The 13,150-nt window shown below is 65.6% G+C and carries 15 protein-coding genes; 11 read left to right on the top strand and 4 right to left on the bottom strand.

What is annotated here, in order from left to right; genetic code table 11:
* The first annotated feature begins 139 nt into the window (after window positions 1-139).
* The 3 genes from B2747_RS00590 to B2747_RS00580 all read left to right on the top strand — a co-directional run bounded on the left by B2747_RS00590 (window position 140) and on the right by B2747_RS00580 (window position 2,398).
* Window positions 140-895: an SDR family NAD(P)-dependent oxidoreductase gene (locus B2747_RS00590; protein WP_291155373.1), complete on the top strand. Its 756-nt coding sequence runs from the start codon at window positions 140-142 to the stop codon at window positions 893-895.
* 112 nt (window positions 896-1,007) lie between these two features.
* Window positions 1,008-1,334, top strand: a complete 327-nt coding sequence (locus B2747_RS00585) for a PadR family transcriptional regulator (RefSeq protein ID WP_291155370.1) — start codon at window positions 1,008-1,010, stop codon at window positions 1,332-1,334.
* Complete coding sequence (locus tag B2747_RS00580) at window positions 1,331-2,398, top strand: LptF/LptG family permease (protein WP_291155367.1); 1,068 nt, start codon at window positions 1,331-1,333, stop codon at window positions 2,396-2,398. The genes B2747_RS00585 and B2747_RS00580 overlap by 4 nt, the downstream gene beginning before the upstream one ends.
* A gap of 22 nt (window positions 2,399-2,420) precedes the next feature.
* Here the strand turns inward: B2747_RS00580 and B2747_RS00575 are convergent, their stop codons facing one another.
* The gene (locus tag B2747_RS00575) at window positions 2,421-3,059 is read right to left on the bottom strand and encodes a M91 family zinc metallopeptidase (protein ID WP_291155364.1); all 639 of its coding nucleotides are present in this window, start codon (window positions 3,057-3,059) and stop codon (window positions 2,421-2,423) included.
* 715 nt (window positions 3,060-3,774) lie between these two features.
* Between B2747_RS00575 and B2747_RS00570 the strand changes: the two genes are divergently transcribed.
* The 3 genes from B2747_RS00570 to B2747_RS00560 all read left to right on the top strand — a co-directional run bounded on the left by B2747_RS00570 (window position 3,775) and on the right by B2747_RS00560 (window position 5,042).
* The gene (locus B2747_RS00570) at window positions 3,775-4,077 is read left to right on the top strand and encodes a TraR/DksA family transcriptional regulator (RefSeq protein WP_291155360.1); all 303 of its coding nucleotides are present in this window, start codon (window positions 3,775-3,777) and stop codon (window positions 4,075-4,077) included.
* 69 nt (window positions 4,078-4,146) lie between these two features.
* Window positions 4,147-4,584: a type II toxin-antitoxin system Xre/ParS family antitoxin gene (gene parS / locus B2747_RS00565; protein ID WP_291155357.1), complete on the top strand. Its 438-nt coding sequence runs from the start codon at window positions 4,147-4,149 to the stop codon at window positions 4,582-4,584.
* Window positions 4,581-5,042 carry an RES family NAD+ phosphorylase gene (locus tag B2747_RS00560; RefSeq protein WP_291155355.1) on the top strand — a complete coding sequence of 154 codons (462 nt, stop codon included), beginning with the start codon at window positions 4,581-4,583 and terminating at the stop codon, window positions 5,040-5,042. Before parS ends, B2747_RS00560 begins: the two co-directional genes overlap by 4 nt.
* 136 nt (window positions 5,043-5,178) lie before the next feature.
* Here the strand turns inward: B2747_RS00560 and B2747_RS00555 are convergent, their stop codons facing one another.
* Window positions 5,179-6,489, bottom strand: a complete 1,311-nt coding sequence (locus B2747_RS00555; protein ID WP_291155352.1) for a hypothetical protein — start codon at window positions 6,487-6,489, stop codon at window positions 5,179-5,181.
* 402 nt (window positions 6,490-6,891) lie between these two features.
* On the opposite strand from B2747_RS00555, the gene B2747_RS00550 reads away from it, so the two are divergent.
* Both B2747_RS00550 and B2747_RS00545 read left to right on the top strand, forming a co-directional pair.
* Entirely contained in the window at window positions 6,892-7,245 is a 354-nt protein-coding gene (locus B2747_RS00550; protein WP_291155349.1) for a GIY-YIG nuclease family protein, read from the top strand.
* Complete coding sequence (locus tag B2747_RS00545; RefSeq protein WP_291155346.1) at window positions 7,229-7,921, top strand: DUF2239 family protein; 693 nt, start codon at window positions 7,229-7,231, stop codon at window positions 7,919-7,921. Before B2747_RS00550 ends, B2747_RS00545 begins: the two co-directional genes overlap by 17 nt.
* 52 nt (window positions 7,922-7,973) lie before the next feature.
* Here the strand turns inward: B2747_RS00545 and B2747_RS00540 are convergent, their stop codons facing one another.
* Window positions 7,974-9,179 carry a trans-sulfuration enzyme family protein gene (locus B2747_RS00540; protein WP_291155343.1) on the bottom strand — a complete coding sequence of 402 codons (1,206 nt, stop codon included), beginning with the start codon at window positions 9,177-9,179 and terminating at the stop codon, window positions 7,974-7,976.
* Window positions 9,180-9,237: 58 nt separating this feature from the next.
* Between B2747_RS00540 and B2747_RS00535 the strand changes: the two genes are divergently transcribed.
* From B2747_RS00535 to B2747_RS00525, 3 genes are all read left to right on the top strand, one after another.
* Window positions 9,238-9,744 carry an Lrp/AsnC family transcriptional regulator gene (locus B2747_RS00535; RefSeq protein WP_291155341.1) on the top strand — a complete coding sequence of 169 codons (507 nt, stop codon included), beginning with the start codon at window positions 9,238-9,240 and terminating at the stop codon, window positions 9,742-9,744.
* A gap of 193 nt (window positions 9,745-9,937) precedes the next feature.
* Entirely contained in the window at window positions 9,938-10,741 is an 804-nt protein-coding gene (locus B2747_RS00530; RefSeq protein WP_291155339.1) for a hypothetical protein, read from the top strand.
* Window positions 10,738-12,027 (top strand): hypothetical protein, encoded by a 1,290-nt coding sequence (locus B2747_RS00525; protein ID WP_291155336.1) that lies wholly within the window; start codon window positions 10,738-10,740, stop codon window positions 12,025-12,027. Before B2747_RS00530 ends, B2747_RS00525 begins: the two co-directional genes overlap by 4 nt.
* Here B2747_RS00525 and B2747_RS00520 read toward each other — a convergent pair.
* The gene (locus B2747_RS00520; RefSeq protein WP_291155333.1) at window positions 12,014-13,117 is read right to left on the bottom strand and encodes a sensor histidine kinase; all 1,104 of its coding nucleotides are present in this window, start codon (window positions 13,115-13,117) and stop codon (window positions 12,014-12,016) included. The genes B2747_RS00525 and B2747_RS00520 overlap by 14 nt on opposite strands.
* Window positions 13,118-13,150: the final 33 nt, after the last annotated feature.

Genomic DNA, 13,150 nt, shown 5'->3' with positions numbered 1-13,150 from the left:
TAGACATTATTCAGGACGCGACACTTGACAAGTACTGTTAAAACGGATATGTCTCAGTTGTTAGCGACACGCAATGCCACGTTGCTCGCAGGTCGATGCAATGAACCCAATAGACCCAGTCCCAACGAACGGAGGAGACATGAACGGATTCAAGGACAAGGTCGCGATCGTCACCGGTGGTGGATCCGGGCTTGGTGAAGCCATCGCCAAGCGCCTCGCGCAGTTCGGCACCAAGGTGGTGGTATCTGACATCAACCTCGAAGGCGCGCAGCGGGTGGTGCAGGCCATCACCAGCGCCGGCGGGTTGGCCAGCGCGTTCAAGCAGGACACGGCAAAGCCCGAGGACAGCGAGCGGGTGGTGGCGTTTGCCGAGTCCACCTATGGGGCGCTGCACTATGCGGTGAACAACGCCGGCATCGGCGGTGCGCAGGCGCCCACGGGCGAGGTGGATCTCGCCGACTGGCAGCGGGTCATCGACATCAATCTGGATGGCGTGCTGTATGGCATGCGCTATCAGATCCCGGCCATGCTGCGTGCGGGTGCCAAGCAGAGTGCCATCGTGAACATGGCGTCCATTCACGGGTCGGTGGCAGCCATTGGCAACAGCGCGTACACCGCGGCCAAGCATGCCGTGGTGGGCCTCACGCGAAACGCCGCGGCGGAGTACGGCCCGCAGGGGCTGCGCATCAACAGTGTCGGGCCGGGTTATATCGAAACGCCGCTGCTTTCGAATCTGCCCGACGAGTACCGCCAGGTGCTGATCTCGCGCCATCCCATCGGACGTCTGGGCAAGGCCGAGGAAGTGGCGCCGCTGGTGACCTTCCTGTTGTCCGACGAGGCCTCGTTCATGACGGGCGGCTACTACCTCGTCGACGGTGGGTACACGGTGGTGTGAGTGGGAGCGGACGACGCGGGAGCTCTTGGGCTTCCGCGTCGTTTCCTGTGGAACCTGGGTATTGTCTAATAGTATCAAATAATAGTATGATTCCGTACCTACACAACGGCCCATGAAACCCAACTGGTTCTACATCCTCCTTTCGCTGGCCACCGGCCCCAGGCACGGCAGCGCCATCCAGGACGAGGCCCGTGCACTCAGCGACGGCGCCGTCCGGCTCTGGCCCGCCACCCTGTACGGTTCCCTCGAAGAACTCGTGCGCCAGGGCTGGATTGAGGAGCTGCCCGAGCAGGACCGCCCGGCCGGCGGCCTCGGTCGTGAGCGCTTCTATCGACTGACAGCGGTCGGCCGGGAGTTGCTCGAGGCCGAATGCGCGCGCCTGGAGCAAATGGCCCGCACCGCACGGGCCAGACTGGCTGGCATGGAGGCACTGGCATGAGCGCCTCAACTTCACAATCTGCCACGCATCGCGTGTGGCGCACGGCCTATCGTGCGCTGCTGGTTCTGCTGCCTCGCGAGCTGCGCGAGCGTCACGGCAGCGCCATGCTCGATCTGTTTGCACGCGAGCTCGCGCGCAAAGAAGCGCAGGGCCTGTTCGCCACCAGCGCTGCGGCACTCGCAGGGCTTGGTGATCTGCTTGGCCGCGGACTGCGTGAGCGCATTGCCGACGAAAGGCGGGGCTTCGGTCAGGCAGAGCGCACGGTGCTCAGAAACTCCGTGCTGTCCTTCGCCCTCGCGTTCTTTGTGCTCACTGATATCATGCTGGCGCTGTCCATGGGACGCCAATCCCGCAGTATGTCGGCCGAACAGTGGCTCAGCGTGCTCTGGTACTCGGTGCCCTATATCGCGGCCATGACAATACCCATGGCGCTGTTCGTGGCCGTGCTGGCAGCGTTGAACAAAAAGGGCAGACATGCCACGCCGCCGGAGCGCGAGGAGGACAGCGGGAAAACGCCGCGCATGATGCCGCTGGCACTGCTGGGTGTGGTGGTCACCATACTTGCGTACGGGCTGAACACGCAGGTGTTGCCGAAAGCCAACACCGAACTGCAGTGGCTGCAGTCTGGCAAACGGGATGGCTTCAGGGGTGACCGCAGCCTCACACCGCGCGAGCTGCAGGACCGGTGGCGCGAGCTCGAAACGCAACTCGCGTCTGGTCGAACAAGCAGGGCTGAAAGCAACGCCCGTGAGTTGATCAACAACTACCGCGTTGAGTACCACAAGAAGTACGCGATCTCGGCGGCCTGCCTGTTCCTCACACTCTTTGCCGTTTCCCTGACGAGGCGCCTACGGCGCATCCCGATAGCCTGGCAGGTGCCGCTCACTGTGGCGGTGTTCAGCGGGTACTACGTGCTGTTCATTGTCGGTGAGTCGCTGGGAGACAGCGGCATGCTCTCTCCATCCCTTGCGATGTGGAGCGCCAACCTCACGCTGTTGCTGCTCACGCTGTTGCTGCTCACGCCGGGGCTCAGCGCCCGCGCACATCGCCCGGTTGCCTGGTGAGTGCGCGGTGCGCCTTGGCGCCTTAGTACGACACCCGCGGCGGCAAGCCGAACGCTTTGCGGAACGCGTTCTCCGACATCGGCAGATCGGAGTACTTGCCGATGCCGCTGGTCATCAGCTCTTCCTCCGACCCGTTGTGCGTGCCGGTGAGACAGTGCAGCGAGTGAATCAGCTCATGCGCCAGCACGATGAACGGCTGCGCGGTCTCACCCTTGCTGGTGATGAACTGCGCATTGCTGAAGGCCATCCAGCACACCGTGCCCCGTCCCTTGTCGTTGAATGAGGGATCGTCCGCCTTGTTGAAGCTGCTTCCGGCAATATGGAACGGGCAGTTCTTCAGGTTATGCGAGGCGGCGGTGGACGGCTTCATGCCCTCCACCTTGAAGCCCCCGTCCCCCGTGAACTGGCCCTGACGCGAAAAGCCCGACTGCGTGTAGTTGATGTGGTATGGCGTGCACATCACGTTCACGCCGTCGGGGAACTGGCCGCGGTGCTTGGGTGACGCCTCGCCGATCTGCTTCAGCAGCGACTTGCCAATCTCCTTGCTGTCCAGGATCCGCAGGTTCTCCACCATGATGGCCTGGAAAAACGGGTTCTTGGACGGATCGTAACGAACGGCGAAGCCCGGGAAATCGGGCAGCTTGCTGGTTGTTTCAGCCACAGAGGCGTCCTCGGGCGGGGCAGGGGTGGGGGAGTGCAATGGAACGCCGCAACGTTGCCCCTTGCACGGCCGGGGCGCAAGGTGCGCTCGAGGTGGCGGGTTGTCGTGTGTCGCGAGCAGCTGGCCATGAATCCCGCAGGAGAGTCGCGTGATCTGGTGCGAGCCATGGCCAGACTGCCTCGCGAGGTGGGATGGCAAATGCAAAACGCCCCACCTGCCGAGTGCGGCAGGTGGGGCGTTCGTTACGAGAGCTGCTCTCGTCAAACGATCGACCGGTGCTAGCGGCGATCCTCCACGGTTGAAGGAGCCGAGCACTTGCGCTGCGCACACTGGAGGAAACCCGGAGCGGCGCACGGCGAAGAACACACGCCACGCACCGTCCGTCGCACGAGTCGTGCGGCGGAAACGCGAGTGCGATGCACGGGAATCATCGCAGGGCCGGAGGCAGTGTGGGGCAGGCGAAACTTCATGTCTCAAGTATCGCCAATTGCACGCAGAAAAGCCAGCGCGCCTGCGCGCTGGAACCTCGGCCGGTTCCTCGTGTAGTATTCGTTTGGGAGTCGCGTCCCGACAACAGGAGTGCGTGCGCAGCCATCGCTGCGCGCGGGCTCTGTTCGTCGGGGCGCGTTTTTTGTTGCCCGTCACGCAACCCCGATTCACCACTGATTCACCACCGATTCACCACCGATTCATCAACCACTCACCGGAGACAACGATGAACACTCTGCCCCACACCAACGCACACCTCAGCATGACGGAAATCCGCTGGCTCGTGAACGAGCTCAATACCGATCGTGCTCGGCTGGCGCGGGCGCTGGCGCTGATGGAAGAGACGCTGGGCGACGAAGCCGCCACGGCGCGTGCGCAGCTCGAGTCGCAACACGACGCGGTGCTGGCGGCACTCGAGCGGGTAGCCACGGGCAGCTACGGCCTCTGCGAACGCTGCGGCGAAGCCATCCCGTACGGCCGGCTGCTGGTGATGCCCGAGGTCACGCACTGTGTGGGCTGCCAGCGCTAGCTCGGCTAGGGTCTTGACGAGCCGTCAAATGGCGGGCAGCTTACGTCATACGACGGATCAGAGGATTTCATGTCGGCAGATACGGTTTCCGCGATGCTCGGCGGAGCGGCCGTCCTGGGCGAGGTCGTGGAAAGTGATCTCGACCTCGCCATTCAGGTGCGGCAGGGGCTCCCCTCGGCATCGTTGCAGTATGTGGCCAACGCGCTCAGGCCCATGATGACACGTGAGGCGGTGTACGCCGTGGTGGGCAGTGAGCGCACCTTGCAGCGCAAGCAGAAGTCGCGAGAGCGTCTTTCGGCGGCGGAGTCCGACCGTCTGGCGCGACTCGCGCGTATTGCGGTGCGTGCCGCCGAAGCCCTGGGTTCACAGGAAAAGGCCAACCGCTGGCTTGTGACACCCAATCGCGCCCTCGGTGGTCAACCGCCCATCGAGCTGGTACACACCGACACGGGCACGGTGTTGGTCGAGGACGTCCTCGATCGCATCGAGCATGGCGTGATCGGTTGAGTCTCGCTTGGCGCCTCGCCCGTTCCCGCTATCGTGCACTCGATGGTGAGGGGGCGCGCCGCGCCGGTGGCCGCTGGAACAGCAAAGGCGTCGCCGTGGTCTACGCCTCCAGCACGCTGTCACTGGCCGCGCTGGAGTTGCTGGTGCACGTCGATCCGGCCAACGCACCAGATGATCTCGTGGCACTGGGTATCGAGGTGCCAGACGACCTGCTTCCCGAGACGGTCGCGCATGCCGATCTGCCGCATGCCTGGCGGGCCACAGAGCCGCCGGCAACGTGCCGCGCAGTCGGTGATCATTTTGTCGCGCGCGGCGAAACGCTCGTCCTGTCGATACCCTCGGTGATCATTCCGCTGGAGCGAAATCTGCTCATCAATCCACAGCACGCGGACATGTCGCGTTTGCAGGTCGTGCACGAAGCGCCGTTTCAGTTTGATCCGCGGTTGCTGCTTGGCTGAACGTGAGGCGGGGCCAGCGCAAGAAATGCCCGTGTCCGCTGCGTCGTGACGCAGGAGGAGACGAGCCGCCGGCATGGTCGACGACTCGTCTCGATACACTCCTTCGTGAGGCGGAGTTTGACTGGGTTGGTGCCTCTTACTTGCTGACAGCGGGGGCTGGCGCACGCAGGCCGACTACGGAGCCCACCCACTCGATGGGCCAGCCTCGGGCACGATAGCGCGCCATCAGCGCGTCATGCTGGGCCTGGTGCTGTGGCACGCCCATGAAGGGACTGTAGAACCAGCGATGGGTGGGGGAGTACAGCACCATGGCGCCGTTGCCATCGGCAAAGTCCACCGGTTCCATGTACAGCGAGTCGCTACCGATGCGCACCCATCGTGCGCCGGACACGAAGGTGGTGGTCGTGGGCTGCGCCGCGTTCATCGCGCGCAGCGGCGCGAGCGCGCCAGGCGCCGCGTAGAGACGGCCCTTGCCCGCAGCAAACCAGCGCGCGCCACCATTGCCACTGAAGGGACGGGCGACGACGCCGGCTCGCACGCCGCTCTCTCCACGCGCGCGCAGCCACTGGTCCACGAGATCCACCGCGCCGCGATGCTGCGCGGTTTCGATCAGCACCCACTGACCGCCCACGCGCAGGGCACCAACTGAGCCAATGAAGCGCGGGAAGCTGGCGAAGTGTTCCGCGGTAATCTGCGCCGAATCGAGCGACACCTTCCACATCGGCCGCTGCTCGGTGGCGAGGAAACGCTGCGCCACGGTGTCGGCAATGGAAAAGGAATCGGCGGGCGCCGGGACGTTGAAGGCCAGCGTGAGCGCGGTCATGCGCTTGTAGGGACGCCCAACGCGATAGACATCACGCTGCCGCGGCACCAGCACACCAGGCGCGACACGGATCCAGTTGCCATACCACACGTCGATGTCGTGCACTTCCCACTGCGCGAGACCGAAGTCGTTCGTGGCATCGGCGCGATAGTGCACACGGGCCGGCAACTTGTCGGCATCGCGCAAATAGTACGTGGCCACGAACCCCTCCACCGTGGCACGCACCCGGCGATGGCGCTGGCCATCGATGGTGGTATCGGGCAGGGCACGCAGATCGCGCGCGGCGCGCGCCAACAGCAGGGTACGCTCGGGCGCAAAGGCGAAGAGTTCGCGTCGCTCGTCGACGTAGGTCACGTTGAGCGGCACGGTTTCATTGCCGCCCGTGCGGGCGGGTTGCGTGCGGGCGCCGATGGTGTCGTTCACCACATCGGCGATGCTCATGGTGCCTGGCACGAAGTAGCGCGTGTTGCGCCAGCGACGCGTCGCGTAGTCACGCAGATCCACGTGCCGTTCGTAGCTCGGGGCATCGGCGGCTGGACGGGAGTCCCAGGTGGTCCGCAGCCACATGGTCATGTACTCGGCACGCGAGCTGGTCAGGCTGGCCAGGCGTTCGGCGCCGCCCATACGTGAGATGGCGGAGTCGAGAGATGAGATGGCAGAGGGTTGGGATTGAACGGCAAACAGCGGCAGCCAGGAGAGCAGAAGCCCGGACCACAGAAGCCGTGGCTGCGGGAGCCGAGGAGGGCGAACTGCAGTTACCGCTTGTGTCGTGGTTGGGGGCTGGGTTGGGGTTGGGGTCAAAGTCGGGGTCGGGGCGACGTCTATACCGTTCATATGCACCGGGGTGAATGGGTGGCGTCCCGACGCCGGGGGGCACACACGGGTTTCACTGTTCGACGAACGGCCCGCTGCATCCGCCCAACGGTCACGATGCGCCGACGAACGGCGCCGCCGTGCTGGTCTTGTATTTCATCCGGGTAATTCATATTATCCGGGTATTATGCACTCCCGCACACCGGAGACCCCGTGACGGATCGTCAGGCGCTCAAGCGCGCCTACAAAGCCATGCGCACTGCCATGGGCATCTATGCCATTCGCTGTCGTGCCACCGGGCGACAGTACCTCGGCGCATCGTCCAACCTGCCCGCCATCTTCAATCGCGAACGACTGCAACTGCAGACCGGCGCGCATCGCTGCGAACCGCTGCAGGCCGACTGGCGCACACTCGGTGAGGGGGCGTTCGAGTTTGTGGTGCTCGACGAGCTCGCCTGGCCCGACGAGTCGCCCGACTACCAGCCGCGAGCGGATCTCGATACGCTGCTCGCGCTGTGGTTCGAACGTCACGCCAACCCGGAACAGCTCTATGCCCGACCACGCTGATCCGGCCGGTGGTGCGTCGGTCGCCAGCTACACGGCCTTCCGCGGCAGTCGCCGCCTGGCGCAGGGGGCGCTGCGTGAGGTGGCGCAGATGGTCTACACCCACGTGCAGGACGCGCAAACCCAATCGGCGCGTGCGGCTGATGCCATTCTGCTGTTTGATGATCGCACGGGCCGAGTCGTGGATCTCGAGATGCGCGGCACCGCGCGGGCCATGCTGGCCAACCTGAGTGCGCGTGGTTTGCTCCCGCCGAGTCTGCCCGCCCCAGGTGTTGCCGCACACAATGCCGCACATGATGCCACACGTGCCGCCGTGCCCAGGGCTGACCGCGGCCCGGGACGCCCGCGGCTTGGCGTGGTGGCCCGCGAAGTCACGCTGCTGCCACGCCATTGGGAGTGGCTGGCGTCACAGCCCGGTGGTGCGTCGGTGGCGCTGCGCAAGCTCGTCGACGCAGCGCGCAAGGCACAGGCCGATGTCGATGCCGCGCGCGCGCGTCGCGACGCCGCCTATGCGGTCATGACGGCATTGGCGGGCGACCGTACACACTACGAAGACGCCACCCGAGCCCTCTTTCGCGATGATCGCGCAGGACTCGTTGCTCACATGGCCAAGTGGCCACGTGACGTGCAAACCTATGTGCTGCAGGTGTACGACGGGCCACTGACCGAGGTGAGCTGACGCGTCAGTTCCCGCGTCAGCTCCAGCGTCAGCTCCCGCGTCAGCCCAATCGTCAGCCGCGTCCTGCGGCCGTCATCACCAGCTGTTCCGCTGCCGCAAACCCCTGCAGCAGATCCTGCCACAGCGCGTCCACCGACTCGAGGCCCACGGACAAGCGCAGCAGACCATCGGTAATGCCCTGCGCCTCACGCACCGCCGGATCCATGAGCCGGTGCGTGAGTCCGGCCGGATGCTGAATGAGCGAATCGGTGCTGCCGAGACTCACGGCCGGCGTGATGAGACGCAGCGCGCGCAAAAACGCGTTGGCCGCGTCGGTTCCGCCATGCAGCTCGAATGCCATGAGTGAACCGGGCCCGCGCATCTGTCGGCCAATGAGACCCGTGGGGTCGCTGTCACCATGGCCGGGGAAATGCAGGCGTGACACCATGGCGTGTGAGGCGATGCGTTCGGCCAGTGCGATGGCGTTGCGCTGTGCCTGCTCCACGCGCAGGGGCAGCGTTGGCAAGCCACGCAGCAGCAGAAACGCCGCCAGCGGATGCAGAATGCCGCCGGTGAGAACACGCACCTGACGCAGGCGACGCGCGCGCGCTTCACTCGTGCACAGCACACCGGCCACCACGTCGCCATGTCCGCCGAGGAACTTGGTGGCGCTGTGCAGTACCATGGCCGCCCCGTGCCGCAGTGGCTGCTGCAGCACCGGTGTGGCAAAGGTGCTGTCCACCAGCACCGGGACCGTGCCGGCCGCCTCGACGATCGCGGCGATATCGAGCAGCGCCAGCGTGGGATTGGCTGGCGTCTCGATGAACACCAGACCCGTGTCCGGACGAATGGCCGACGCCACCTCATGCGGCGCCACAAAGCTCACCTGAATGGGCAGCATGCCCGACTCGAGCAGATGATCGGTCCCGCCATACATGGGGCGCACGGCCACGACATGTGCGCCGTCCATGGCCGTGGCCAGCAGCACGGCCGTGGTCGCGGCCATGCCCGACGCAAAGGCCACGCAGGCCTCCGCGCCCTCCAGTTCGGCAATGGCCTCCTCCACACGCGCTACCGTCGGGTTGTACAGCCGGGCATAGATGGCGCTGCCCACGGGCGTGCCGCCCGCCGCCATGGCATCGTAGCTGGCGGTGCCGGCTTCAGGGTCGGGCACCGGATAGGTGGACGACAGGTCGATTGGCGCGGCGTGCACGCCGTGCTGCGTGAAGTCGTGGCGACCGGCGTGAACCGCCAGGGTGGCAAAATCGACGTGGTACATGGTGGCCTCCAGGGGAAGGCAGCAAGCAGGTGGGCAATTGCAGCATAGATTGTTCTCCATGAAAAAGGACGAAACACCGAAGAACCTTCGGCAAGTGGCGCCTGTTGAGGAGCTCGACCGAATCGATCAGGCCCTGGTGGCCGCGTTGCAGCAGAATGCGCGGCTGAGCAACAAGGAACTGGCTGCGCGGGTGAAACTGGCCGAGTCGAGCTGTCATGAGCGGGTCAAGCGCCTCGTGCAGCGCGGGGTGTTGCGCGGCTTTCACGCTGATGTGGACCCGCGCGCCATCGGTGCGGCGCTGCAGGCGCTGGTGGCGGTGCGACTGGCGCGGCATACCAGTGCAGCCGTGGCGACATTTCGTCGCGCCATGCTCGACTTGCCGGAGGCCATGGCCGTATTCCATGTGGCTGGCGCCAACGACTTTCTCGTGCATGTGGCCGTGCCACACAGCGACGCGCTGCGTGATCTCATCCTTCGCGCATTCGCCGCACGACCCGAAGTGGTGCACGTGGAAACCTCGCTCATCTACGAGCACGCCCGGACGGCGGCCTTTGGCGGCGTCTGACGGAGCCAGATGGAGTCCGACGGGCACTAGACCGTCGCAGCCACGCGGCTGAGCCTTGCCCGCATCGTGTTCATCAGCCACGAGGCGCCGTTGGCCACTTGGGCCACGACGCGGAGCGCCACGCGTCCCACTTTGCACACCGGCCCATGGCATTCTCCGTCCAGGGCAGGACTCGCACGCTGGAGTGGTACGCATGACGTTCACCAACACGATTACCAACACCCGCGCCTGGAGACGGGCGCGCACCGCGCTATCGATTGGCGCCTCCATCACGCTGTTCACCGGCACGGCCTGCGCCAACGGCAGCCCGACCATGCCGGTCTTTGGGCCGGACGATCACAGCATTCTGTTCGTCGGCAACTCGCTGACCTACACGAATGACTTGCCGGGTATGGTGATCACGCTGGCCCGCATGGCCGGCGACACGAAGCTGCAGGCGGCCAGTGTGGCCAATCCCAACTTCGCGCTCGAGGATCACTGGCATCAGGGGCAGGTGCCGGCATTGCTGCGTGAGCGCCGTTGGCAGCACGTGGTCATGCAACAGGGCTCGTCGGCCCTGCCGGCCAGCCAGGAACATCTCAAGTACTGGACCGAGCGCTTTGCGCCGCTGGTGCGGGCGAGTGGTGCCGAGCCGGTGCTGCTTGGTGTGTGGCCACAACAGGATCGCCTGTTCGACTTTCCCAACGTGGCCATGTCGTACACCAACGCGGCGGCCGCGGTGAATGGCCTGTATGCACCGGCTGGCGATGCCTGGACGCGCTATGGTGACTACAACGCGCTGTACTCGGACGGGCTGCATCCCTCACCACGTGGCACCTATCTCGCCGCCTTGGTGGTACTGCATCGGGTGCGCGACATCCGCCCGGATCAACTGCCGCTGCGCATTCCGGGTACCAACATTTCCGAGTCCGACGTGCGACGTCTGCAGCAGGCAGCCATGGCCAGTTTGACGATCAACCCGGCGCGTCCGGGTCGACGTGAAACGCCCGTGCCATGAGACGCCGCAGCGCAACCCTTGCCGTCATCGTCACGGCTGCGGCCGTCGGGCCGCTGGGCACACGGTCTGCTGCCGCACAGCAGCCCGCTCGGACGGCCCCCACGCCAACCTCGCATCCCGCCGTGGACTCCGCCGCCGCGGCCCGCGCCGCGGCGCGGGAAGCGTCACGAAGCAGCGGCGGGTCCGAGCGGGTGCAACTCATGCAACGCGCCACGCAGGCCTGGCCCAGTCAGCCCGCCTATTGGCAGATGCTCGAGCGCGCCGCGCTGGCGACGGGAGACACTGCCAGCGCACAGCGGGCTCGGCGCACCCTTGATGCACTCGACGTGGGACGTGCTCGCGTGCTGCCTGACAGTGTGCAGCTGATGTTCAGCATGCCCGATTCACTGGACTACATGGAAGGCATCGCCTGGGACGCCCGTCATGGTGTGCTGCTGCTCACCGAGATGCGACGCGGCACGGCGTGGCGCATGACACGAGAGGGCAGGTCACATGATCTCCGCCTCGATACCGTGCCCGGCATGAGTGCCGTGTGGGCCGCGCGCGCCGCACCCGATGGACAAAGTCTCTGGGTGAGTTCGGCGTCCATGCCACCACACGCGCGCGCGCATGCCGCTTCGGTTCCCGCCGCAGCCATCTGGCAGGTCGACAGCAAACGCGGTGCGGTCACGGGGCGATGGGCGTTGCCCGATTCATTGGCCGAACATGCGCCCGGTGACCTGCTCGTGCTGCGCGACGGACGCGTCCTGGTGAGCGATGCCGGGACGGCCGCGCTCTATGTGCTGCATCCGCGCGCAGGACGGATAGAGACCATTCGGCATCCGTTGTTGCGCAGCCCGCAGGGCATGGTGGAGCTGCCAGCAGATCGAGCGGGGTCAGACACTGACGTGGTGCTGGTGGCGGACTACTCCCACGGCCTGCTGCGCATCAATCTTGCCACCAGCAACGTCCAGCGCGTGGACGATGCCGTCGATCGCAGTGTATTGGGGCTCGACGGCCTTGCGTGGCACAAGGGGCAGCTGGTCGCGGTGCAGAACGGCCTCACGACCCCGCGCGTGGTGGCGATTGCCCTCGATCATGACGCGCGCCGTGTGCGCGATGTGGTCACGCTGTGGCGTGATACCACCATGCTGGTTTCGCCGACCACGCTGACTTCGGATGGCGAGGCGTTGTGGCTGTTTGCCAACACACAGTGGGACGATTACGCACCGGATGGCAGCCGCGTGGCCAATCGCCCGCTGCGTGCTGCGCGTGTGGTGCGACTGCGTGGATTCAGCCGCCGCTGAATTCGGCTGTGCCGCCGCTCTCGAGCCGCGGCACACGCAGTTCCGCGGTTGTGCCACCACCAGGCCTCGCCGTCAACGTCACGTGCCCCGACGCGCCATACAGGTGATGCAAGCGCTCCTGCAAGGTGCGCAGCGAGGTGCCCGATCCGACCACGGTCGTGTCGGTGCCATCGGCATCGGTATCGGCTGCGCCCGTGTCGTGTACGCGCAGCACCAGGCTGTCAGCGTCGGCCAGCACATCCAGCGAGACGACACCCGGTGCCGGATTGCGGGCAATGCCGTGGCGCACGGCATTCTCCACCAGCACCTGCACGGCGAAGGCCGGCACGAGCAGGTCGCCAGGTACCACGTCGGGCCACTGCAGCGTCAGCCGATCGGCGAAACGAATGCGTTCAATCTCGAGGTACTGCCGCGTGAGCTCGAGTTCCTGCGCAAGAGGAATTTCCTGGCGATCTCCAAGGCGCAACGAACTGCGCAGCAGATCGGCCACCCGCACCACGAGCTTCTGCGCCTGCTCGGGATCGCGCCCGATCAGTGAGACAATTGAGTTGAGCGTGTTGAACAGGAAGTGCGGCTGCAACTGCCCCTGGAGGGCGCGCAATCGTGCTGAGGCCAGCGCTTCAGCCGCCCGTGCGGCTTGCACGCGCTCCTGCTGCCACGAGGTGTACCAGCGCAGCGCCAACTGCGACACCACGATGGCCGAGTACACCACCACCGAAAAGTCGCCGTACTGGCGCAGGCCAATGACCAGCGTGCTTTCGATCCCTCGTCGCTCCGCAATACCGAAGGCCACACCCAAACGGGCCTGGATGAGGATCTGACAAAGAATGACCACGGCGCCGAATGCGACATACGCGGCGCCCTGCCCCCATGGGGAGGCGCGGCGCCGCGCCAGTTGGTCGCCCAGCACCCAGGTGAGCGTGGTCCAGAGTGCCCAGGCTCCCCACATGGCCAACTGCACCGCGATCAACGCCGTCAGCGACAGATCCGGGTTGAGCCGCGATGGAACAAGTTGAAAGCCCAGGGTGCCCATGGCCGCCGGAACGAGCCAGAACAGCAGCAGGCGGCGCCGCAGCGCCCATTCACTCATGAGGCGGTGGCGATGTGGCGGCGTGACACGCGG

This window comes from Gemmatimonas sp. UBA7669 (genome assembly GCF_002483225.1).
In the GTDB taxonomy this organism is placed as follows: domain Bacteria; phylum Gemmatimonadota; class Gemmatimonadetes; order Gemmatimonadales; family Gemmatimonadaceae; genus Gemmatimonas.
Note: the sequence above shows the minus strand (reverse complement) of the source record. Positions and strands in the feature narration are given on the sequence as shown.

Excerpts from the sequence above, each read along its gene's own strand:
- B2747_RS00535 (WP_291155341.1), top strand. The coding sequence starts at position 9,238 with ATGAAAAAGGACGAAACACCGAAGAACCTTCGGCAAGTGGCGCCTGTT.
- B2747_RS00585 (WP_291155370.1), top strand. The coding sequence starts at position 1,008 with ATGAAACCCAACTGGTTCTACATCCTCCTTTCGCTGGCCACCGGCCCC.
- B2747_RS00540 (WP_291155343.1), bottom strand. The coding sequence starts at position 9,179 with ATGTACCACGTCGATTTTGCCACCCTGGCGGTTCACGCCGGTCGCCAC.
- B2747_RS00590 (WP_291155373.1), top strand. The coding sequence starts at position 140 with ATGAACGGATTCAAGGACAAGGTCGCGATCGTCACCGGTGGTGGATCC.
- B2747_RS00555 (WP_291155352.1), bottom strand. The coding sequence starts at position 6,489 with ATGGGCGGCGCCGAACGCCTGGCCAGCCTGACCAGCTCGCGTGCCGAG.
- B2747_RS00525 (WP_291155336.1), top strand. The coding sequence starts at position 10,738 with ATGAGACGCCGCAGCGCAACCCTTGCCGTCATCGTCACGGCTGCGGCC.
- parS (WP_291155357.1), top strand. The coding sequence starts at position 4,147 with ATGTCGGCAGATACGGTTTCCGCGATGCTCGGCGGAGCGGCCGTCCTG.
- B2747_RS00580 (WP_291155367.1), top strand. The coding sequence starts at position 1,331 with ATGAGCGCCTCAACTTCACAATCTGCCACGCATCGCGTGTGGCGCACG.
- B2747_RS00570 (WP_291155360.1), top strand. The coding sequence starts at position 3,775 with ATGAACACTCTGCCCCACACCAACGCACACCTCAGCATGACGGAAATC.
- B2747_RS00545 (WP_291155346.1), top strand. The coding sequence starts at position 7,229 with ATGCCCGACCACGCTGATCCGGCCGGTGGTGCGTCGGTCGCCAGCTAC.
- B2747_RS00520 (WP_291155333.1), bottom strand. The coding sequence starts at position 13,117 with ATGAGTGAATGGGCGCTGCGGCGCCGCCTGCTGCTGTTCTGGCTCGTT.
- B2747_RS00530 (WP_291155339.1), top strand. The coding sequence starts at position 9,938 with ATGACGTTCACCAACACGATTACCAACACCCGCGCCTGGAGACGGGCG.